The sequence below is a fragment of the Tistrella arctica genome, from assembly GCF_039630945.1.
In the GTDB taxonomy this organism is placed as follows: Bacteria; Pseudomonadota; Alphaproteobacteria; order Tistrellales; family Tistrellaceae; genus Tistrella; species Tistrella bauzanensis.
This window is the reverse complement of record NZ_JBBKTV010000008.1, coordinates 186,525-207,749: the sequence shown is the minus strand read 5'-3', so window position 1 is coordinate 207,749 and position 21,225 is coordinate 186,525. Positions and strand designations below refer to the sequence as shown.

Here is a 21,225-nt window from a genome sequence, read left to right as displayed (position 1 = left end):
CCCTGCTGTCCGGAAGACCTGCCGCCTCATGGCCAAACGCAGCTTCATCAAGCCCCGGCCGCAGCCGATCGGCTTTCATCCCGGTGACACGCCCGATGGCGGGGCCGTGGCGCTGGCGCTCGGCGCCATGCGCCGGCCGCAGGTGCCGGTGCCGGCGGCGGCGCGGGTGATCGATCCGGCCGCCGCCGCCTTCATGGGCGATTGCCCGATGGGCTTCCGGCCCCCGGTCGTGGTGATCGACGGCGCCAGCCACATCATCGGGGCGCGCGCGGCCCTGAACGCGCTGGCGGCGGCCGACGAGCGGCTGATGCCCCGCCGCCAGGCCGAACAGGCGGTCGCCCGCGACTGGCTCGACTGGATCGAGAGCGATCTTGTGCCGCCGATGCTGGCGCTGCTGGCGCTGCGGCGCTTCGCCCCGCGCCATCTGCCCGATGCGATCGATGCCGCGCGCGATGTGCTGCGCCGGCATCTGCTGCGCGTCGAGGATGCCCTTGCCGACGGCCCGACCCTGGCCGGTCGATGGTCGGCGGCCGATATGCGGCTGATGGCCTGGATGCACCGCGCCGACTGGCTGGGCGTGGGGCTGGCATCGCGGCCGGCGCTGTCGGCCTTCGTCGATCGCGGTTACGCGCGGCCGCAGGTGGTGCTGGCGCTGGCCGGCACCCGGCGTCCGCCGAATGGCTGACGCCGGGATGAAGGGCTGACGCGGCGATGGCTGGCAGTTGAGGGGGCCGCTCAGATCCCCGGCAGATCGCGGCGCGGGTCTGGCTGTGGATGCGCCTCGGCCCAGCCGCGCACCGCATCGGCCAGCCCCGGATCGGCCTTCTCGGGCAGCACGATCTTCAGATGCACATACAGGTCACCCGATGTGCCCCCGGCGTGGATGCCCTTACCCTTCAGCCGCAGGGTCCGGCCGCTGCTGCTGGATGCCGGTACCGTCACCCGGGCATGGCCGTCGAGTGTCGGCACGTCGACCTTGGCACCCAGCACAGCTTCGGCCAGGGTTACCGGCAGGTCCAGATGGATATCGCGGTCCTCGCGCCGGAACAGTGGATGCGGCGCCACCTCGACCTGGACGATCAGGTCGCCGCCACCCTGGCCCTTGCCACGCAGCCGCAACCGGGCACCGTCGGCGGTGCCGGCGGGAATTTTCAGGTCGATATCCGATGCGTGCGGCAGGGCGATCCGGCGGGTGGCACCGCGCGCGGCCTCGATGAAGCCCACACGGATGCGGGCCTCGGTGGCCGGCACGCCGCCGCCGATATCGGAAAACCCGCCGGCCTGCGGGCCGCGGCCGCCCAGGATCTCGTCGAACAGATCGGAGAAGCCGCCGAAGCCGGCGCCGCCGAAACCGGCGCTGCCACGGCCGCCTGAAAATCCCTGTTCGAAGCCGCGACCACCGCGGCCACCAAAGCCTGCGCCGCCGAAGCCACCCGGACCGAAACCCGCGGCCGCCCGTTCTCGGCCGTCTTCGTCGATCTCGCCGGCGTCATAGCGCTTGCGCAGATCGGGCTCGCCCAGAATGCCATAGGCGGCGCTGATCTGCTTGAACCGGTCTTCGGCCGCCTTGTCGCCGGGATTGCGATCGGGATGATACTGCTTGGCAAGGCGGCGGAAGGCCGCCCGGATGTCGGTGTCGCTCGCAGTCGACGCGACCCCGAGACGGTCGTACAGAATCCGGCTCACCGCTCGATGCTCCTCATGCTCTTCAGTCAGTGGTCAAAGCCATGTGTGCCCTGTTTCCGCGGCACCCCCTGAACGGGCGGCACGCCACCATCGATGACCGGATCCGTATGATCCGAGGCTCATTGATGGCGGTTGCGGAACAGCGCGAGCTGTCGCCTCATATTTAGGCATTCGGCCCCGGTCGTGCAATCACCGTGCCGCTGGAAGATGCGCGAGCCGGCATATTTCAGACGCGATCCTCTCAGGCGCGCGGCAGCACCCGCCAGACCGTTGTCCGGCGTATGGCCTTGTCCTCGATCGCGATATCGGTCGGCACGTCGACCACCATCACCGCCTCGACGCCGTCGACCGGGCCATAGCTGCGCGCGGGGTCGCCCAGCAGCACCAGCACGCCGGTATCGGCCAGATCGCGCAGCCAGCCCAACACGCGTTCGGCCATCGGCTTTTCATAGCAGACATCACCCGCGATCACGACCTCGGCCCCACCGGGGGGCGGGACATGACCGATGACGTCATCGGCGATGGTTTGGATCACGACATCATTGGCCCGTGCATTCAGGCTGGTGGCGGCCAGCGCCATCGGGTCGATATCGACCCCAGTCACCATGGCCGCGCCCGACAATGCGGCAGCGATCCCCGCCACACCGCCGCCACAGGCGAAATCCAGCACCCGGCGGCCGCGCACCAGATCGGGCCGGTCCAGCAGCAGACGGGCCACGGCCTGGCCCCCGGCCCAGGAAAAGGCCCAGAACGGTGGTGGCAGGCCGGTTTCGGCCAGCCGGGTCTCGGTCGCCAGCCACAAGGGTGTCACGTCGGTGGCCAGATACAGCACCAGCTCCGGCAGCAGGGGCGTCCGGTCCTGAACCGTGGTTGCGATGATAAAGTCTTCCGGCGCCTGTATGGAGGGAAGCTGCGCGATCAGCGATGGCATATCGGTCACGGACGGTCGTCCTCGATCCTGTCGATGCGGGTGCGCAGTTCCCTGATCAGGGCGTTGGCCTGCGGCAGATGCGGTGCTTCCACCTCCAGGATTGCCCGGAACAGGCGGCATTTGGCGCGTGACGGGTCGGGCAGGGTGGTTACACCGGCGCGGGTCGCGGCATCGATCAGCAGGTCCACCATACGCTCGGCGCCATGCAGCCGTCCCCACAGATAATCGTTTTCGCGCCAGGCGCGACTGAAGAACGCACCGAAATGCTGCATGCCGATGCCCTTGAGGGTCGCGGCCGTCCCCCCCGGTTCCAGGGACAGGGCATCGTCGGGGCTGATCCGCATCACGCCCACGGTCTGTGACGGGTCGGGCTGGCGGGGATCGGACAGCGGCAGCAGCAGAACGTCGATCCAGGCGAAGCCGATATAGGCGGCGATCAGCCGCTTGCGGCAGGCGGCACCGAAATCGCCGTCCAGTGCCGCCAGCCGGGCATCCAGTGCGCCGACCGCGTCGCTCAGCGCCAGGGCGCTGGCCGCGGCCCTGGCCGCGTCGGCCGTCGATACGGCATCCGCCGACCGCATGCCGTCGACAGCCGCCCGCAACTCTGCGGCAGCCGGATCATCGACCGACAGCATGTCGCAGACACCGCGTTCGATCCGGCCCAGCATGGCGTACAGATCCGCCTTCAACGCCGCCACCACCTCATAGGGCGGCGGGTCCGGCTCATCGGCCAGGATGTTCACCACCCGCAGCAGAAAGCGCAGCCGGCGGGCGGCATAGGCAGTATCGAACTGGCGCAGGAAGGCGACCGATCCTTCCGCTTCGGCCAGACGCCGCAGGTCCGGGATCAGCCGCGACAGTCCCCCGCCGCCGTCATCGCCGGCACCGCCGTCACGGCCGCCGCCGGCCTGGGGCCCGCCACCTGGTGCCAGTTGCGCCAGCAATCTGGCCAGCGCGTCGATTTCGCGGCCCAACTTCAGACGAAGATAGGCGTCATAGGCAAAGCCCGCATCCTGCCGGGCCGCTTCATGGCCCGCGACCCGTGCTGCACCGATCGCCGCCGCATCCGATCCGGGCTCAAGGGCCGCACCTGCCACCGCATGGACGCGCGGCCGGACCCGGTCCCAGGTCCGGCTCACCGCGTCCTGAACCTCGGCGCCGCGGCGATTGGTCTCGGCGATGCTCTCCAACTCGTCGCGGATCGGCTCCTGCCGTGGGATATCGCTCAACGAGGCCTTCAGCGCCGCCAGAAAGCCGGGGGTGCGCGCGGCGGCGGCGGCGGCGGCGTTGTCGGCATCACCAAGGTCGGCCGGCGGCACCTCGTGGGGGTGAGGATCGATATAGATCAACCGCCGGTCCACCGGCCGCAGCGCAGGATGAAGCGCGATCCGGTCGATCGCCGCCCCGAAGGGCTTGTTGTCGAGCACGGCGCCGTCGATCAGCCAGATCCGCTCCGGATCCAGGCCGCTTGCAATCTGGTCGGCGAAGCAGCGCGCCACCGTCGCCCCACGTGCCGGCCAGTGCAGACCGCGGGCACGGAGTGCGGCATCGATCTCGCCCAGATGGGCGGGGGGAAAGGCGCCGGGGAAGGACGATGTCGCCCGCATCGCGAAGGCCAGCGCCGGCAGACCGGCGGCGCCGAAATCATCGGTGACCCTGCCGCTGCCATCGCGCCGATAGGTGAAGGCCAGCCGGTGGCGATGGTCGCGCTCCGTCACCCAGGCCGGATCACCGACCGCCACCCGGCGCGGATGGCCATAGAAATCCGTCGCGGTGACGATCAGGTCCAAGGGCACACCGCGTGGCATCAGCGAACCCGGATGGTCCGGCTCCACCCCGGCATCGCGCACCGGCGACTGGGCCGCCAGGGCGTCGAGAAACCGACCGGCAAGGGCGGTGCCGTCGAAGGGTGGTTCGAACCAGCGCGCGCGCAGGAAGCGCGACAGTTTGTCGGTGAACTCGGCCTCGGCGGCGGCACCATGCCCCATGGCCAGTCGTCGCACCAGCGGCAGAAGCGGGCGCAGCAGCAGCTTCGACAGCGGCCGGGCACGATTGCGCTCGGCGGTCAGGGCGTCGACATCGGCGCCGTCCAGCCACAGCGCCCGCAACGGCTCCAGGCTGAGGTCATGGGCCAGCGACCGTGCCAGCGTCACCGCGTTGACGCCGCCTGCCGACGCGCCGGCCAGGATGTCGATCACCACCCGCATCGGCCGCTCGGCGGCGATGGCGTTCAGCAGATCGGCATAGATCTGCTCGGTGGGGTCGAGTGGTGCCGGGGGCTGTCCACGGCGCGCGCGGGCGGTCCGCTCCGACGCCCGCACCAGCGCCAGCAACTCGCGGCTGACCCCGTGGATATAAACCGCCAGCGAAATGCCGCCAAAGCAGACCACCGCCAATCTGAGTTCGATTTCGCGCATCGCTGTCCCGTCACGTCCGTGGCGCCGTGCCTGTGGCCGCACCATCCCTGGCACTGCACTTGCCGGTGTGCAAGCGGGGCGGGGGCGCATTCGCACGATATTTGTCGAAGTCTTGATACAGGTCAAAGCGGGCGGGAAGGGCGGCGGGCATGGTGTTGCACGTGACCCACGTCTCCGGTCGCCGCCGGTCTACCGGACCACCGGCGCGACCGATACTTTCGGGACCGCATCATCTGGCTCGATGCGGTCCCGATTTTTTTTCAGTGCCCAGCCGGCTTCAGTGCCCAGGCGGCGCTCAGCCTCGTCGCGCGCGCTCGGCTCTCCAGGCCAGCAGGGTGCACGACACCGTGCCGATCCCGCAGCCGACCATCACCCAGACCAGCGGCCAGGTGTCGGTGCCGCGTGTCCAGCCGATCACCTGTGATGCCACGGCGCCACTGCCCATCTGAAGGAAGCCGGCGAGGCCGGCCGCGGCCCCCACGCTGGCCATGCCGGCGGCCGACAGCGCACCCGCGGTGGCATTGGGCAGGATGATGCCGTTGGCGAAGGCGATCATGGTCATCGGCAGGAACACGGTCGGCGGCACCATCGGCAGCAGCAGCGTGCAGACCACCATCGCGCCATAGCCAAGAACGGCCGCGGCCGATCCGGCCACCACCATCCGCATCGGCCCGGCCCGCGAGGCCAGACGCGCGGTGATGATATTGCCCAGCATATAGCCGCCTGAGGCGATGATGTACCACAGGCCGAATTCGCCGGGCGTGCGGCCCATCAACTCGATGATCACATGCGGCGCGCCGGCCACGAAGGCGAAGAAGGCCGCGGTCCCGAAACCGGCGGCGCCGGCATGGCCCAGAAACGCCGGGTCGCGCAACAGGTTGCGATAGGCGTTGATCATGGGCGCGATGCCCGGCATCGGCCGGCGGTCGTGATGGGTTTCGGGCAGCTTCAGCGCCACGGCGGCGAAGATCGCGCCGCCGATGCCGGCAATGATCCAGAACCCGGCCCGCCAGCCCAGGAACTGGTCGGCATAGCCGCCGACGGCGGGTGTCAGCATCGGCGCCAGCATCATCGCCAGAGTAACGGTCGCGATCCGTGATGCCGCCTCGGACGGATCATGCCGGTCGCGGATCATCGCCCGGCCCAGCACCAGCCCGGCACAGCCGCCGGCCGCCTGAAGCACGCGCCCCAGCACCAACTGGGTGGCGCTGTCGGCGGTTGCCGCCACCACGCTGCCCAGCGCCAGGAACACCAGCCCGGCGATCAGAGGCGGGCGCCGTCCGAAGCGGTCGGAGACCGGGCCATAGATCAACTGCGCCCCCGCCAGCGCCACCAGATACAGGGTCAGGGTCAACTGGATCGCGGCATCGCTGATCGCCAGCATCCGCTGTGCCGCCGGCATCGAGGGCACGAACAGGTTCAGCGCCACCGGCCCGATGGCGGTGATGACCACCAGAATCCACAGCGGCGCATCCAGCCCGCGCGGTGCGCCCGGGGGCGGGGGTGTGGCCTTGGCCGTGGCCTGTGCCGCCGAGGTGCCCGCAGGCCCCAATGTGGCACGCATCTCGTCGGGGGGATCAGACCTCGGCATCGCGCGCCGCCGCCGCCGGCCTCAACTCGATCACATGCTCGATCGCGGCGGTCTTGCCCATCATGATCGAGGCCGAGCAGTATTTTTCCGCCGACAGCGCCACCGCCCGCTCGACCCGGGCGAGGTCGAGGCCATCGCCGAACACCACATAGCGCATCACGATGCGGGTATAGACCTTGGGGTCGGTTTCGGCGCGGTCGCCCTCGATCTCGATCCGGCAGCCGGCGATCGGCTGGCGGCCCTTCTTCAGGATCTGCACGACGTCGAAGGCCGAGCAGCCGCCCATGCCCAGCAGCAGCATTTCCATGGGACGGATGCCGTGATTGCGGCCGCCGTGGTCGGGCGCCCCGTCCATCACCACCGAATGCCCTGAACCGCTTTCGCCCACGAACATCATTCCGTCCAGCCAGGACACGCGCGCCGTCATCGTCATCTGAAACCTGTCTGCTTTTATTGTGCCGGCATCTGCTGATATGGCGCCGGCATCCGCGCCGGCACAGTGGCGCGCAGCCGCCACCCGTCGGCCGCGTGCGCCACGGCCACGATATGTCTCGTGCGGAGCGAGAGTAAAGCATGCCCGAAGCCACGCGGCCAGAGCCGGGACCGACCGGTGCCGTCCGTCCGGCGTTTGTGGCGCGGTCTGTGACGGGCGCGGATGAGGGGTGACGCCGGGCTGCGCGCCAGTGCAAGATCGCGATCGGATCGGGACCGAAGGCGCCGCCGACCGGCCAGTTCAGGCAGTCATCAGATCAAAGCTTCTACCGAAAGTGGGCAAACCATGGACGCCGATTGTCCGGAAGGCCGGTTTTTCGTCACCGCCGACGTGTTCACCGATCGTCCCTTCGGGGGCAATCCGCTGGCGGTCGTGCCCGATGCGGCCGGGCTCGACGGCACGGCGATGCAGGCCATCGCGCGGGAATTCAACCTGTCCGAGACGACGTTCGTGCTGCCATCGGACCGCGCGGATTGCGATCTGCGGTTCCGGATCTTCTCACCGCAGGCGGAGTTGCCGTTCGCGGGCCATCCGACCATTGGCGGTGTTCTGATGCTGGCGGCGCTTGGGCGCCTGTCGGCCGACACCGACGACATGCCATTGCGTCTGGTGATCGAAGAACAGGCCGGGCCGGTTGCGGTGGAACTGCGGACCGATCCGGCGACCGGCGCGCGGCGGGCGGTGATGGGCGCACCCATATGCCCGGCACCCGTCGCCGATGCGCCTGATCGGGAGGCGCTGGCCGCACTTCTGGGCCTGTCGCCCGACGCGATTGCCGATGGCGCGGCCGTGGTGTCGGCAGGTCTGCCATTCCTGTTCGTGCCGCTGATGCGGGACGCCGATCTAGACCGCTGTCGGGCGGACCTTGCCGCATTCGACCGGATCCTGCCGCACGGGTCGCCGTCGCGGCTGGTCTATCCCATGGTGGTCGACCGGGCGGCCCGGCGGGTGCGCGCGCGGATGTTCGGGCCCTCGGTCGGCATTGCCGAAGATCCGGCCACCGGGTCCGCCGCCATGGCGCTGGCCGGGTGGCTGGCCGCGATCGAGCAGGTTCTGGTTCCGGCAACCGTGTCGTGGACCATCGTTCAGGGCGAGGCCATGGGCCGGCCCAGCCGCCTGGATCTGGCGATCGATCTGGATCACACCGGCATTATCTCCGCGCGCCTGAGTGGCGAGGCGGTGATGATCAGCCGTGGCTGGCTGCTGCCGGCGGCATAAGGAACCATCCGCCCGGCAGGGTATTTCCCCGGGACCGGTGCCGGGGCACGGGCGGCCCGTCGAGGGATGGCCCCATGGAGGGCCTGGCCGGCGCTTTGTTGTGATATGCGCTTCACTGTGATATATGGGCAACAATCTCTATGCGTCTCGTGACATGACGACAAAGGCGCGCCGCGGACCGGTGAAACGTGACGGATGTTATGCTACGGTCTGAACGGTATGTATGTGGGTGCGCCACATGCTGCCCAGATAACTGGAGATATGTCATGAATATGAACCGTATCAAGCGCGTTGCGCTGCCTCTCTTCGGCGCCACCGCCCTGATCGCGGTCGCCGGCTGCGCGAGCCTCTCGGATGAGGATCGCATGATGCTGAACGAGGCGAAGACCACCGCGGCCCAGGCGAAGCAGAGCGCCGATGCCTCGCGCGCCTCGGCGGCCGAATCCGCCCGCAGCGCCCAGGCGGCTGCCTCGTCGGCCGACCGCGCCGAGCGTGCCGCCGAGCGCGCCGAGCGTGCGTTCAGCGCCGGCCAGCGCAAGTGATCGACTGCGCCGGCCCGGCCGGCGCAGTGGAAACCCCCGGCAGGATGTGTCCAGCCGGGGGTTTTGCCGTCTGACGGATGCGGGCACCGGGGGTCGAAAGGCGCCGCGGTACCAGTCATGCGCCCGGCGGTGATGACGGACGACCAGAACGACCAGACCCAAGGGGGCCGGCTGTGTGAACTGCCGGCCCCCTTGGTCGTTTCATCGTTTGCCAGACCCGTTGTCGTTGAACAGACCCGTTATCGTTAGAACAGGTCCGTTATCGTTAGAACAGGCGGGGCGGCACCCGCGTCATCTGTGGCAACAGATGCAGTTGTTGCGTATTTGCCCCAAGAGTGTCGCGTCGGCTGCGCCGATGCCATGCCAGGGGCAGTGTCATCGGGCAGCCATACCGGCGGGTGTCAATCGGCGGGTCGGATCAACTGCAACGGCGCGCCGCGCGGAATGCGGTTCGGATCGATCGGTTCGGGCTCATAGATCGAGGCGGGCCGACCCGATGGCTGTTGTACCGATGGCTGCTGGACAGAGGCGGATGGCACCGGCTGCCGGATGTCGGCACCCGATCGCGGCGCCTGCGGCGACACGCTCAGCGTCACCACACCATCGCCGCCGGGGCCGGGGCGGATGGGTTCCACCGGCTTGATCTCGGCCGGGAAGGTATGGGCCGTCAGCGGGTCGACCCGGGGGTCGATCGAGGGTGCCGGCAGCGCGCCGGTGTCGTTCGCGCGCCCGGTACCGGCGCTGTTTCCGGCGGGGACGGGGGCGAGCGGCGTCATCGTGCCGGTGCCGGTCGAGGCCGGCATCAGGCGCAGGGGTCCGCCATCTTCCGCCGGCGCCTCACGATCCTGCGGATTGGCCCGGCCGGCCGGCCGGGGCGGGTCGATCTTGACGGCGGCCAGTTCCCGGATCGTGTTGCCACCAACCGACACCTTGACCGGAATGCCGCTGCGCTCGATCACGGCACGCGTCACCGCCGCCCAGTCGACCCGCAGGCCGGCACGGGTCGCGGCGGCGGCGACCTTGGGCTCCACCTCCGGCATCGGCTCCGGCGTGAACTTGCCGACCTCCTCGATCTGGTCGACCTGCATCTGGGTGGGATGGACCTGAAGATACAGCGCGCCGTCGATCAACTGCACTTTGGCCGGCTGGTCGATGACCGTCACCCTGGTGCCGACCTCGGTCATCGCGAACAGCTTGATGATGTCTTCGGGATACAGCCGCACACAGCCCTGGCTGACCCGCCGGCCGATGCCATAGGGGCGATGGGTGCCGTGGATGACATAATTCGGCCAGCCCATGTTCATCGCATGGGTGCCAAGCGGGTTCTGCGGGCCGGGGCCGACAAAGGCCGGAAGATCAGGGTTGCGGGCGCGCATCGACGGCGTCGGGGTCCAGGTCGGCCCGTCGCGCTTCAGCGTGATGCGCGTGCTGCCATAGGGCGTGGCAAAGCCTTCGCGCCCGATGCCGATCGGGAAGCTGACCGGCGTGCCGCCATTCTTGGGGAAGAAATAGACCCGGAGGTCGCCCATATTGACCACGATGCCTTCAGGTGCCACGTCGGGCAGCAGATGGGCCTTGGGGACCACGATCTGCGTGCCTTCGCCCGGCAACCACGGCTCCACTCCCGGATTGGCGGTCAACAGCTCGACATAGCCCACGTTCAGGGTCCGGGCCAGATCGACCAGCGTGTCCTCGTGGCGCGTGATCATGGTCTGCATCTGGCCGATGACCCCGCGGGGGCCTTCAGCCTTCTTTGGCGTGGCCGGGCGCGTGGCGGCGCCGGCGGTGGCACCGGCGGTGGCGGTCTGCGCCCAGGCGGGCAGGGCGGCCGTGACGGCAAGGCCGATCAGCGTCGCGCCGATCAGGCTTGTCCTGGCCGTGTGGCGGTGTGCGGCAATGACCGTGTTCACAGAAACTTCTCCACGAGGTCGACGCTCGACTCCCGGCCGATCTTGTCGGCATGGGCGGCAAGCCAGGTGTCGGCTGAGGCGCGGCCGATATCGCGCAGATGCAGGATGAAGTCGCGGTCGGCATTCATTTTCGAGAAGCTGCCCAGCGGCACCATCTCCTGTTCGCCGTCGATCCAGTGCACCCGCATGCGCTTGTAGCGCCGGGGGTCCAGCCGGTTCTCGTCCAGCAGCCGTGCGACGAAGCCGATGGCGCGCATCTCGCGCATCAGCGACGAATTGAAGCTGATTTCGTTGACCCGCTCCCAGATCTCGGTGGCGCTGTGGGGCACGTCGGGCCGGTTGATCGGCGTCACCTGGATGATCACCACATCTGCGGTCTCAGCGCCATAGATCAGTGGGAAAATCGCCGGATTTCCCATATAGCCGCCGTCCCAATAGGCCTCGTTCTCGATCTCGACGGCCTGGAAGACATAGGGCAGGCAGGCTGAGGCGAGCAGGGCTTCAGGGGTGATGGCGGCGTTCTCGAACACCTTGATCTTGCCGGTCCGCACATTGGTGGCGGACACGAACAGCTTGACCGCGCCACAGCGTCGCACGGCGTCGAGGTCGATGGCCTCGGCCACCACGTCACGCAGCGGGTTGATGTTCAGCGGATTGAACTGATAGGGCGACACGAACCGGCTGGTCAGGTCGAACAGCATCCGGGCCGGGCTCTGGTCCATGTTCCAGCCGCCCATCAGCCGGTCGAGCAGCGTGCGGCGCACCAGGCTGAACCGGCTGGCCTCCATCACCGCCTGCCATAGCTGGTCCAGCGCCTTGCGGGCGCCGGCGCGGCCATCGGTTTCGAACCCGGCCACCAGTGCGGCCGCGTTCAGGGCACCGGCACTGGTGCCGCTGACGGCCTCGACACCGAAGCTTTCCTCTTCAAGCAGACGGTCGAGCACGCCCCAGGTATAGGCACCGTGGGAACCGCCGCCCTGAAGGGCCAGCGACACCGGCTTGACCTTCACCACCCCGGCCCGCCTGGCGGCAGCGCGGATGGCAGCCGCGGGCTGCCCGCTGCTGGGCGAGACCTGCGACGTATCGCCGATCGGATCGTCGACATGGTCTTTCTGAGGACGATCAGTGGGCTGGCGATCGGTCATGACGGTGAATGCCTCGAATTGTGCAGTGCAATCGTGCTCTCAGCGATATAGGGCCGGAACGGCTGCTCTGCAAAGCCCGGTGGGTGGGGCCGCATCGGAATGGACCACCTTGTGGCGCTGCCGCCACCATCTGTGTCACCGGGGCCGCACCCATAAAAAAAACGGCGGTCGCGCTGCGCGACCGCCGTGAAAGGCGACAGGGTTGAGGCTTGCTGGAGAGCCTGCGTCCACGCGGCCTGGTCGGCGTTGCGGGTTCAAGGGCCGGTATGTCGGGCGAGACATGCCGGCCGCTCACCATCGAGATCATCATGCCCGGATCGCTGTGCCGGTGGCGTGTCAAGCCGGGCGCCGGCTGTGACCAACCGGGGGCATTCAGCGACAGGCGGCTGGCGATCGCGGTCGTCGGGCATCTGTATTGGTCGAACGTTTGCTTGACGCGATCCGGGCCATCGGCGCAGGATCGGCGACAGTGTCGCCCTGAGCGACCATCGCCCCCGCCATGTGCCCGATCTTCCGACGACTGCGTCGGCGCCGGCGCCGGCGGCAGAGACGCGATGGCGGCGGGCGGCTTGGAGGATGCGCCTGAAGGAGAGCCCGTGCCATGGCGGTCGACACCAGCAATGGCGCGGCGGCGTCACGACGCCGCGGCGGTGGCGAGTTCTATGTGGCCAGTGTGGCCGTTATCTGGGGTCTGAACTTTCCCATCGCCAAATCGGTGCTCGACCAGATCTCGCCGCTGGCGTTCTCGGCCACCCGTTACCTGGCCGGGGCGGCCATTCTTCTGGTGCTGCTGCGCCTGCGCGGGGTGCGGCTCAGCCTGGGGCGCGGCGACGTGCTGCCCCTGATCGGGCTGGGGCTGATCGGCATCACGGCGTTTCAGGGGTTCTGGGCGGCCGGGCTGCAGCGCACGGCCGCATCCAGTGCCGCGATCATGATGTCGGCGGCGCCCATCTTCGGTGCACTGCTGGGGCAGATGATGGGGCAGAAGGCCGGCGCGCGCGGCTGGGCCGGCATTCTGATCGCCTTTGCCGGTGTGGGACTGGTGGTCAACAACAGCCTGACCGGGTTTCATATCGAAAGCGGCAGCCTGGCGGGTGATGCGATGATGATGGCCGCCGCCGCGGCATGGGCGCTGTATTCGGCCCTGTCGCGTGGCGTGCTGGCACGGCTGGGGCCGCTGGCGGTGACGGCCTGGACCATGTTGTTCGGTGCCATCGGGCTGACGGTGCTGGCGGCACCGGATCTGGCGGATCAGCCATGGCAGGCGCTGACCATGGGGCACTGGGCCGCCTTCTGGTTCAGTGTCGTCTTCGCGGCGGCCCTGGCCTTCGTCTGGTGGTATGAAGGCATCACGCGCCTGGGGGTCGCGCGGGCGATGGTCTTCACATATCTGACACCGGTGGTCGCGGTCGCGGTCGCGGTGGTTCTGCTGGGAGAAGATCTCACCCTGGCGCGTGTCCTGGGGGCCATGGTGGTGATCGCCGGCGTGCGTATGGCGAGACGCGCCTGAAGGCATATGCGTGACTGGCACACGCGTGATGGGCACACGCGTGATGGGCACAGGCGTGATGGGCACAGGCGTGATTGGCGCACGCGGCTGCACAGGACAGCGTTTGTCCGGCATGGCCCCTGTACGGCGATCGTGGGACGCATATACTCGTCTCATGACGTCACATCGGCTGCAATCCGGCAGAACCGGGGCGTCGACACGAAGGGCAGGGGACGCATGCTTTTCCGGAACCGTCGGCGGCGGGACGAGCATGATGGCATGTCTGCATGGCTGGTGGCCGGGGTCGCGGTGGCCGCGCTGACGGGGGCTGCGATGGCACTGGCTGCCGGGCAACTTGTTCTTGTGCAGATGGATCGTGCGGACATACGCAGTGAACTGGCGCAGATGGTGTCTCGGATGGACGACTTCACCGGCACCGCCACCCGCGTCATCCTGTTGTCCAACGAGGACCAGGCTCCGTTCTGTTCAGATGCCGATCTGACGACCCTGCGAGACCGGCTGTTCGACAACCCGGTCATCAGCGACATCGCCCGCCGTGCCGACGGTGCCATCGTCTGCACCGCCATGTGGGGACGGCTGGAGACGCCGATGACGCTGGGCCCTGTCACCTATCAGGCGCCGAGCGGTGCCGATGTCTGGACGGCGACGCGCGACGTGGCAACCCGCCGAACATCCCCCGACATGATCGGCTTCGGCCGGACGGTGGTCTATCTGTCTGAAACCGAAATCGGCAGCAGGGTCCGCGATCTGGCCGCGCGTCATCCGGCCGTGATCTATAGTCGCGGGACCGGTCAGATCTTCCGCACGGTGCGGATTGCCGATGCCGAAGCGCGCCGCTTGTTGCAGTCCCGGGTCGATGTCGCCGGCAATGATGCCTCGCCAGGCACCGACCGGGGCACCGGCGGTCCGGGCATGGCGTTCGCCGGCGACATCGACCGGCCGGCTGCTGCCGGCATGACCGGCGGAGACGGCCGCGGGGAAACCACCACTGTCATTGCCGGTGTCCAGCGCGCCTGTTCGCGATGGTTCGACGTCTGCGTTGCGATGCCGCCGGCAAAGGTGAGTATTCTGGACCAGCCGCCCCTGGTCGGCGCAGGCATCGGCTTGCTGGGGGGCATAGCTGGCGGCGGGCTTGGCCTGTTCGGCGCATTGCGTCAGCGGCGCGGCCGGTCGGTCGAAGCGGAACTGCGCCGGGCGCTTGCGCGCGGCCGGCTGCGACTGGCCTATCAACCTGTAGTGCATGTCCGCACCGGGCGGGTGATCGGTGCGGAAGCCCTGCTGCGGCTGACCACGCCCTCGGGGCGCGACATCCCGACGGAACAGGTCATCGCCGTGGGCGAGCGGGTGGGTCTGATGGGGCAGATCGCGCGCTATGCCGTCCGCACGGCATTGGCGGAGTTTCATCCATATCTGAACGGCCCGTCACCGCTGCAACTGGGCATCAACGTAACGGTGGCGGATCTGATCGATCCGGCTTTCCTGACGATGCTGGATGCCGAGACCGCCCGCCATGGCGTGTCGCCCGACGCCGTGGCGCTGGAGATCACCGAGCGTTCGACCACCGACTACGCCAGGCTGGCGGCGGCGATCACCACCATCCGGTCCCATGGCTATCACATTCATATCGACGATTTCGGCACCGGCTATTCCGGGCTGGCACATCTCACCCAGTTGCCGGTCGACGTGATCAAGATCGATCGGTTGTTCACCTCGGCCATCGGCACCGACGCGGTGAGCGCCTCGATCGTGCCGCAGATCTTTTCGATGGCGGCCACATTGGGGGTCGATGTGGTGGTGGAAGGCATCGAGACGGAAGCGCAGGCCCTGCATCTGGCGATGTATCATCCGGATGCCTGTGCCCAGGGCTGGTATTACGGCGCACCGGTGCCGGTGGGCGAGTTCCGGGCCGGCTGAGATGATAATTTGTGGCGGGACGGCCGATCCGGCGATGCGCCGGCGTTAGTGTCCGGCCGCGACGGTATCGGGATCGTCGCCCTGCAGAACCGCGATGAAGGCCTCGCCATAGCGGCTGAGCTTGGTGGATGCCACGCCGGGTATTTCCGCCAGCGCGCGTTCGTCCAGCGGCCGCTGGCGGGCCATCTCGACCAGCGTCGCGTCGTGGAAGATCACATAGGGCGGCACGCCCTGTGCCTTGGCCAGCGCGAAGCGCAGGCGGCGCAGGGTCTGGAACATATCTTCATCCTCGCCGGCGAGGCTTGGGCGCTCGGCGCGTGGGCGGTCGCGGCCGGTGGCGCCACGCGCCCGCCCTCGTGGCGCGGGATCGCGGCGCAGGGTCAGGCTGGTCTCGCCACGCAACAGCGGCCGGCAGGTCTCGTTGTCGCCCAGTTTCAGCCCGCCATGCCCGACGCTGTCGACCACCAGAAAACGATGCGCGACAAGTTGGCGGAACACCGCCCGCCACGCCCGCTTGTCCAGCTCGGCGCCGATGCCGAACACGCTGAGTGCGTCGTGGCCGAACTGACGGACCTTCTCGGTCGCGGTACCGGTCAGCACGTCGACGACATGGGCGGCACCGAACAACTGGCCGGTACGATACACCGCCGACAACGCCTTCTGTGCCACCACCGTGCCGTCGAAGGTGACGGCGGGTTCCAGACAGGTATCGCAATTGCCGCAGGGCTGTGTGCCGTGCTCGTCGAAATAGTCCAGCAGCACCTGACGGCGGCAGCGTGTGGTTTCGCAGAAGCCGACCAGTGCATCGACCTTGCGCCGCTCCACCCGCTTCTGGACCTCGGGTGACTCAGATGCCTCGATCAGTTGATAGATCCGCGCGATGTCGGGCGTGCCATAGAGCATCATCACTTCCGATGCCAGCCCGTCACGGCCGGCACGGCCGGTTTCCTGATAATAGGCTTCCAGCGATTTCGGCAGATCCAGATGGATGACGAAACGGACATCGGGCTTGTCGATGCCCATGCCGAAGGCGATGGTCGCCACCATCACCACGCCGTCGCCCTTCAGAAAGCGATCCTGATTGGCGGCGCGGGCGTCCTTGTTCAGTCCGGCGTGATAGGGCAGGGCATCGATGCCTTCTCCGGCCAGCCAGGCCGCGGTTTCGTCGACCTTGTTGCGCGACATGCAGTAGACGATTCCGGCCTCGCCCTTATGGCGGTCCAGAACGTCCTTGATCTGCTGGCGCGGCTGTTCCTTGGGGGCGACGCGATAGCGGATGTTCGGCCGGTCGAAGCTGGACAGAAACACCCGGCCCTGTCCCAGATCCAGATGGGTCTGGATATCGGCGCGGGTCGGGGCATCGGCGGTTGCGGTCAGCGCCACCCGTGGCACATGGGGAAACTGTTCATGCAGGATGGTCAGCCGGCGGTATTCCGGCCGGAAATCATGCCCCCATTGCGACACGCAATGCGCCTCGTCGATCGCGAACAGCGCGATGTCGATCTCGTCGAGCAGACGCAGGAAGGGCTCGGTCAACAGCCGCTCAGGGGCGACATAAACCAGATCGATCTCGCCGTGGCGCATCGCCCGCTCGATCGACATGGCTTCCTGAAAGGGGATGGTGGAATTCAGCGCGGCAGCGCGCACGCCCAGTTGGCGCAGCGCCTCGACCTGATCCTGCATCAGTGCGATCAGGGGCGATATCACGATGCCGATGCCGGGGCGGCACAGCGCCGGGATCTGATAGCACAGCGATTTGCCGCCGCCGGTCGGCATCAGTACCAGGGCGTCGCCGCCGGCCGTGACATGCGAGATGACATCGGCCTGAAGACTGCGGAACGCCTTGTAGCCGAAAACCTCGGTCAGAACCTCGGCCGGCTCGCGGGTCGCTGTCTTCGGGCCGGGCCCGATCCCGGTTGCGGGATCGGGGCTCGCCATGGCGCCGGCTCCGATCGCGAGGTCGGGCTCGGTCATCCAGTCGGGAATGGTGTCGTCGCTGTCCAAGGTGTCGGATCAGCCTTCGATGTCGGCCTGAACCTTGAGCGACTTGATCTGGTCGGGCTTGCGCGGCGGCTCGCCCCGGGCCAGCTTGTCGACCGCGTCCATGCCCTCGACGACCTCGCCCCACACGGTGTACTGACCATCCAGGAAGCGAGCCGGCGCGAAGCAGATGAAGAACTGGCTGTCGGCGCTGTTGGGGTCGTTGGTGCGGGCCGCGCCGATCACGCCGCGTTCGAACGACGCCTTGGTGAATTCCGCCTTCAGCTTCTGGCCGGAACCGCCACGGCCGGTGCCGGTGGGGTCGCCGGTCTGGGCCATGAAGCCCTCGATCACGCGATGGAACACGACGCCGTCGTAAAAGCCTTCGCGCGCCAGTTCCTTCATGCGGGCGACATGGCCCGGGGCAAGATCCGGGCGCAGGCGGATCACCACCGTCCCATGATCAAGGGTCATCACCAGCGTGTTCTCGCGGTCGGGCGCGGTCTCGGTCATGAGCGGAGGGCTCCGTAGCGGTTGGTCAAGGTGGCGGATCTGAAACGGCGCGTCGCAGGCCAGCCCGAATGCGGCCGGCGCCACGATAAGAGGCGCGCAAGGGAACAACCGGAGGGAACCGGCTGCCGCTTGCGCGCCCATCCTAGCCCGATCATCCGCCGATGCGAGCGAAAAAGCCCGTGGCGTGTGATCGGGTCGTCGTCGATCGCCGATCAGGCAGCGGGCAGCAGCGCATCGATCGGCCAGGCGGCCGCCTCGGCGCTGGGCCGCGCCACCAGCAGACGGCAGCGATAGAAGCCATCGATCTCGGCGCCGCCGGCATCGATGCCGAACTCGCCCAGACGGGTCAGAGCGGCTTCCTGCTCGCTGCTGTCGCGGAAGCGGCGATGCCGGAAGGTCTTGGAGCTGCGCTCCACGACATAGCCGTAATCGGCCAGCATCTCTTCCACGCCGCTGGTGTCGACGGTCCGCACCGGCATCGACAGCACCCAGGGCTTGCGCCCGGTTTCCGAGGCGCTGATCAGCTTTGAAATGCTCGCCTCACCGACATAGCCGACGCCACCGGCCTCGACGATCACGTCGGTATCCGACGCCCATTCGGCCAGCGCCTCGCTGGGGGCCGCGGCTTCCAGATCCTCGATGAAGGCCCGCTCGATCAGGCCGGCCGCACGCGAATAACCGAGCGCCTTGTCGGCGACGTCGACACCGGCGATGCGATGCTGAGCCGCCGCCTTGCGGCGCTGAAGCATATTGCGGTCATAATCGACCCGTGCCGTATCGGTCGGCAGCGCCGCGCGCTTCGGGTCGGTATAAAGCCGGTGCAGCGTGCCCGGCTGGAGGTCGTGGTTCAACATCATCGGCAGCGCGCCATAGCCGCTGCACAGATCGATGAGCTTGAGCGAGCCGCGGCCACGGGCAACAGCCAGGCTGCCCAGCAGCGACCGGTAGAAGCCGGCCGCGATCTCGGGCGTCACATAATCCAGCGGGGCAAGCTTCTGCCAATAGGCTGCCGGATCCGCGAGGTTATAGACATCGTCGAACGCGGCCTTATCCGGTCCCCAGAGGCCGTTGTTCATGGGAAATCCTCCTGCGTTGTTGATCCGGGTCTGTTGCTGCGTCATTTATCAACCATTGGTTGATAGACGGGCAGGCAAACATGGCCACGGCGACCGACATGGTCACCGTGGCTGTGGTCTTACTTGTTCGTCGCGGCGTCTGCCTGGACCGTCATCGTCACGATGCGGTCGGGGCGCCGGGGCGGTTCGCCCCGCGCGATACGATCGACCACCGACATGCCGTCGACCACCTCGCCCCAGACGGTGTAGTTGCCGTCCAGATGGGCCGCACGGTCATAGCAGATGAAAAACTGGCTGTCGGCGCTGTCCAGGCTGCCGCCGCGGGCCATGCCCACGGTGCCGCGCCGGAAGGGCGTATTCGACAGCTCCGCCGTCAGCTTCTGGCCGGAGCCGCCGCGACCCGTGCCGGTGGGATCGCCGGTCTGGGCCATGAAGCCGGGGATGACGCGGTGGAAGACCACCCCGTCATAGAAACCCTGGCGGGTCAGTTCCTTGATCCGCGCCACATGGGCCGGCGCAATATCCGGACGCAGACGGATCACGACCTGGCCTGCGTCCAGGGTCATGATCAGCGTGTTTTCCGGATCGGGCGCCGCGGTGGCGGGCGTGTTCGTCGTCTGGGCCCAGGCCCCGTTCAGGGGGCTCAAGGCGGCTGCGGCGCACCCGGCTATCGAGCCAAGGGCCGCGCGTCGGCTGATCATCACCAAGGGATGGATCCTGATCGTGATCGTTATGGCGGGTTCAGACGGAATATAGGGGATGAGTGCCGCAAAACCAACCCATGTGGCGGAAATCATCGTCAAGTCGCGGCGTCTGCCTCAAAAATGTCAGCGGCACGTGGGTCGGTCACGATCTGCACGCGGTCGCCTGCGAACAGGGTCATCCCGTATTGCAACGGTCGCCCCGCGGTGTCGACATCGACATATTCGGTCTTCAGAAGTGGCCGGTTCGGTGGCTGGCGCAGCAGCGATGCTTCCTCGGCCGTGGGCATGCGGGCGGTGATGCGCGTGCGTCCGCGGTTATAGTCGTGGATATCGAAGCGGGCGAGCGCCCGGGTCATCGACGGGGTTTCCCGGAAGATCTCGTCGATGCCGCGGAAGCGGTCGAAGTCGAGATAATGCCGGCCCATGCTGACCGGAACGTTGTCGGCGAAGGACAGTGTCGCCAGGCAGATCAGCGGCCGGCCCTCGGGCACGTTCAGCCCCTCGGCGATCCGCCCCGACGCGGCGACGGCGCTGGTGTCGAGCAGCAGGCCCGCGGGGCGGCGGTCCTGCGCCCGCAGATTGGCACTGAACCGGGTTTTCCGGCCCAGCGCATAATCCATCACATTCTCATGCACGAAGGTGCCGCGCCCCTGTTCCACCCGGATCAGGCCGCGGGTCTTCAATTCGCGGATGGCGCGGCGGACGGTGTGGCGGTTGGCGCCGAAGCGCTCGGCCAGTTGATGTTCGGTCGCGAGCTGCGCCCCCGGCGGCATCACGCCCCGCTGTATTTCATCGGCCAGCACCCGTTCGATCTGCCGCCAGAGCGTCACCCCCGGTTCGCGCTCAATGATCATCCGACATCTCCTGCTGTACCGGTCCGGTCCCGGTGCGTCACACAATCGTCACCGTCGGGCCCTTGCCGTCGACGGGCTGTGGAGGCATCATGCCCATGAAGAGATACGGATGTCTATACAAATATACCAAGTTGTCGACATCTGATGGTTCGGCGCCGGCCGGTAGATCCGCGACGGCCCCGATGACCCGGATGACCCGGATTGCCCCGATTGCGAAAGGCCCCAAGGATGACGTCCCCAGGGATCACGGCCCCACGGATGACCAGCGAGCCGGAGGCTGCCGCCGGAACGGTTGCCCGGCGGCAGAACTGGCTGGCGGTATTGGCGCGCGCACCGGTGGCGCGGCTTGAGGCGGCGCTCGACGACCTGCCCGGCGGCCGCGCCGCGGTGTTGGACGGCGCGGTGGCACTGCGCCGGCCGGAAACCGGCCTCGCCATGGTGCGCGGCCGGGCCGGCGGGTCGGGCGGCCGCTTCAACATCGGCGAGATGACGGTGTCGCGCGCGGTGGTGCGGCTGGCGGGGGGCGAGGCCGGTGTCGGCTATGTCGCGGGCCGCGATCGCCGCAAGGCCGAGCTGGTGGCCGTGATCGACGCCTTGTTGCAGACGCCGGCGCATGGGCCCGCCCTGACCGCCCGGCTGGTGGAGCCGCTTGCCGGCGAACAGGCGGCGGCGCGGGAACAGGCGTCGCGCAAGGCCGCCGCCAGCCGCGTCGAGTTCTTCACCATGGTGCGGGGAGCGTGA

At 68.1% G+C, this 21,225-nt stretch carries 19 protein-coding genes; 7 read left to right on the top strand and 12 right to left on the bottom strand.

Annotated features, from left to right (window positions below; all coding sequences use genetic code 11):
* Window positions 1-28: 28 nt before the first annotated feature.
* Window positions 29-685, top strand: a complete 657-nt coding sequence (locus WG924_RS19275) for a glutathione S-transferase family protein (RefSeq protein ID WP_345934722.1) — start codon at window positions 29-31, stop codon at window positions 683-685.
* Between the two features lie 50 nt (window positions 686-735).
* Here the strand turns inward: WG924_RS19275 and WG924_RS19270 are convergent, their stop codons facing one another.
* From WG924_RS19270 to WG924_RS19250, 5 genes are all read right to left on the bottom strand, one after another.
* The gene (locus WG924_RS19270) at window positions 736-1,686 is read right to left on the bottom strand and encodes a DnaJ C-terminal domain-containing protein (protein ID WP_345934721.1); all 951 of its coding nucleotides are present in this window, start codon (window positions 1,684-1,686) and stop codon (window positions 736-738) included.
* A gap of 241 nt (window positions 1,687-1,927) precedes the next feature.
* Complete coding sequence (locus WG924_RS19265) at window positions 1,928-2,617, bottom strand: class I SAM-dependent methyltransferase (protein ID WP_345934882.1); 690 nt, start codon at window positions 2,615-2,617, stop codon at window positions 1,928-1,930.
* Window positions 2,618-2,622: 5 nt separating this feature from the next.
* Complete coding sequence (locus tag WG924_RS19260; RefSeq protein WP_345934720.1) at window positions 2,623-5,034, bottom strand: patatin-like protein; 2,412 nt, start codon at window positions 5,032-5,034, stop codon at window positions 2,623-2,625.
* Window positions 5,035-5,329: 295 nt separating this feature from the next.
* Entirely contained in the window at window positions 5,330-6,625 is a 1,296-nt protein-coding gene (locus WG924_RS19255) for a multidrug effflux MFS transporter (RefSeq protein WP_345934719.1), read from the bottom strand.
* Window positions 6,612-7,052, bottom strand: coding sequence for an OsmC family protein (locus WG924_RS19250; RefSeq protein WP_345934881.1), 441 nt, complete (start codon window positions 7,050-7,052; stop codon window positions 6,612-6,614). The genes WG924_RS19255 and WG924_RS19250 overlap by 14 nt, the downstream gene beginning before the upstream one ends.
* 351 nt (window positions 7,053-7,403) lie before the next feature.
* Here WG924_RS19250 and WG924_RS19245 point away from each other — a divergent pair, with 351 nt between their 5' ends.
* Both WG924_RS19245 and WG924_RS19240 read left to right on the top strand, forming a co-directional pair.
* Window positions 7,404-8,336, top strand: a complete 933-nt coding sequence (locus tag WG924_RS19245; RefSeq protein WP_345934718.1) for a PhzF family phenazine biosynthesis protein — start codon at window positions 7,404-7,406, stop codon at window positions 8,334-8,336.
* Between the two features lie 266 nt (window positions 8,337-8,602).
* Entirely contained in the window at window positions 8,603-8,878 is a 276-nt protein-coding gene (locus tag WG924_RS19240) for a hypothetical protein (protein WP_188574153.1), read from the top strand.
* A gap of 401 nt (window positions 8,879-9,279) precedes the next feature.
* Here WG924_RS19240 and WG924_RS19235 read toward each other — a convergent pair whose 3' ends face one another.
* Window positions 9,280-10,788, bottom strand: a complete 1,509-nt coding sequence (locus WG924_RS19235) for a L,D-transpeptidase family protein (protein ID WP_345934717.1) — start codon at window positions 10,786-10,788, stop codon at window positions 9,280-9,282.
* Window positions 10,785-11,933, bottom strand: a complete 1,149-nt coding sequence (locus WG924_RS19230) for a patatin-like phospholipase family protein (protein ID WP_345934716.1) — start codon at window positions 11,931-11,933, stop codon at window positions 10,785-10,787. Before WG924_RS19230 ends, WG924_RS19235 begins: the two co-directional genes overlap by 4 nt.
* A gap of 601 nt (window positions 11,934-12,534) precedes the next feature.
* Here WG924_RS19230 and WG924_RS19225 point away from each other — a divergent pair.
* On the top strand, window positions 12,535-13,443 hold the full coding sequence (locus WG924_RS19225) for a DMT family transporter (RefSeq protein ID WP_345934715.1): 909 nt from the start codon (window positions 12,535-12,537) through the stop codon (window positions 13,441-13,443).
* Window positions 13,444-13,701: 258 nt separating this feature from the next.
* Window positions 13,702-15,357 (top strand): EAL domain-containing protein, encoded by a 1,656-nt coding sequence (locus WG924_RS19220; RefSeq protein WP_345934714.1) that lies wholly within the window; start codon window positions 13,702-13,704, stop codon window positions 15,355-15,357.
* Window positions 15,358-15,402: 45 nt separating this feature from the next.
* Here WG924_RS19220 and recQ read toward each other — a convergent pair whose 3' ends face one another.
* The 4 genes from recQ to WG924_RS19200 all read right to left on the bottom strand — a co-directional run bounded on the left by recQ (window position 15,403) and on the right by WG924_RS19200 (window position 19,492).
* Complete coding sequence (gene recQ / locus WG924_RS19215; protein ID WP_345934880.1) at window positions 15,403-17,295, bottom strand: DNA helicase RecQ; 1,893 nt, start codon at window positions 17,293-17,295, stop codon at window positions 15,403-15,405.
* A 75-nt stretch (window positions 17,296-17,370) separates the two neighbouring features.
* Complete coding sequence (locus WG924_RS19210) at window positions 17,371-17,850, bottom strand: peptidylprolyl isomerase (protein WP_345934713.1); 480 nt, start codon at window positions 17,848-17,850, stop codon at window positions 17,371-17,373.
* 212 nt (window positions 17,851-18,062) lie between these two features.
* Window positions 18,063-18,926, bottom strand: coding sequence for a hypothetical protein (locus WG924_RS19205; protein ID WP_188574147.1), 864 nt, complete (start codon window positions 18,924-18,926; stop codon window positions 18,063-18,065).
* A 119-nt stretch (window positions 18,927-19,045) separates the two neighbouring features.
* Window positions 19,046-19,492 (bottom strand): peptidylprolyl isomerase, encoded by a 447-nt coding sequence (locus WG924_RS19200; protein ID WP_345934712.1) that lies wholly within the window; start codon window positions 19,490-19,492, stop codon window positions 19,046-19,048.
* Here WG924_RS19200 and WG924_RS19195 point away from each other — a divergent pair.
* On the top strand, window positions 19,491-19,682 hold the full coding sequence (locus WG924_RS19195) for a hypothetical protein (RefSeq protein ID WP_345934710.1): 192 nt from the start codon (window positions 19,491-19,493) through the stop codon (window positions 19,680-19,682). The genes WG924_RS19200 and WG924_RS19195 overlap by 2 nt on opposite strands.
* Window positions 19,683-19,725: 43 nt before the next feature.
* On the opposite strand, the gene phnF is transcribed toward WG924_RS19195, so the two are convergent.
* Window positions 19,726-20,484 (bottom strand): phosphonate metabolism transcriptional regulator PhnF, encoded by a 759-nt coding sequence (gene phnF / locus WG924_RS19190; RefSeq protein ID WP_345934709.1) that lies wholly within the window; start codon window positions 20,482-20,484, stop codon window positions 19,726-19,728.
* A gap of 258 nt (window positions 20,485-20,742) precedes the next feature.
* On the opposite strand from phnF, the gene phnG reads away from it, so the two are divergent.
* Window positions 20,743-21,225 carry a phosphonate C-P lyase system protein PhnG gene (phnG, locus tag WG924_RS19185; RefSeq protein ID WP_345934708.1) on the top strand — a complete coding sequence of 161 codons (483 nt, stop codon included), beginning with the start codon at window positions 20,743-20,745 and terminating at the stop codon, window positions 21,223-21,225.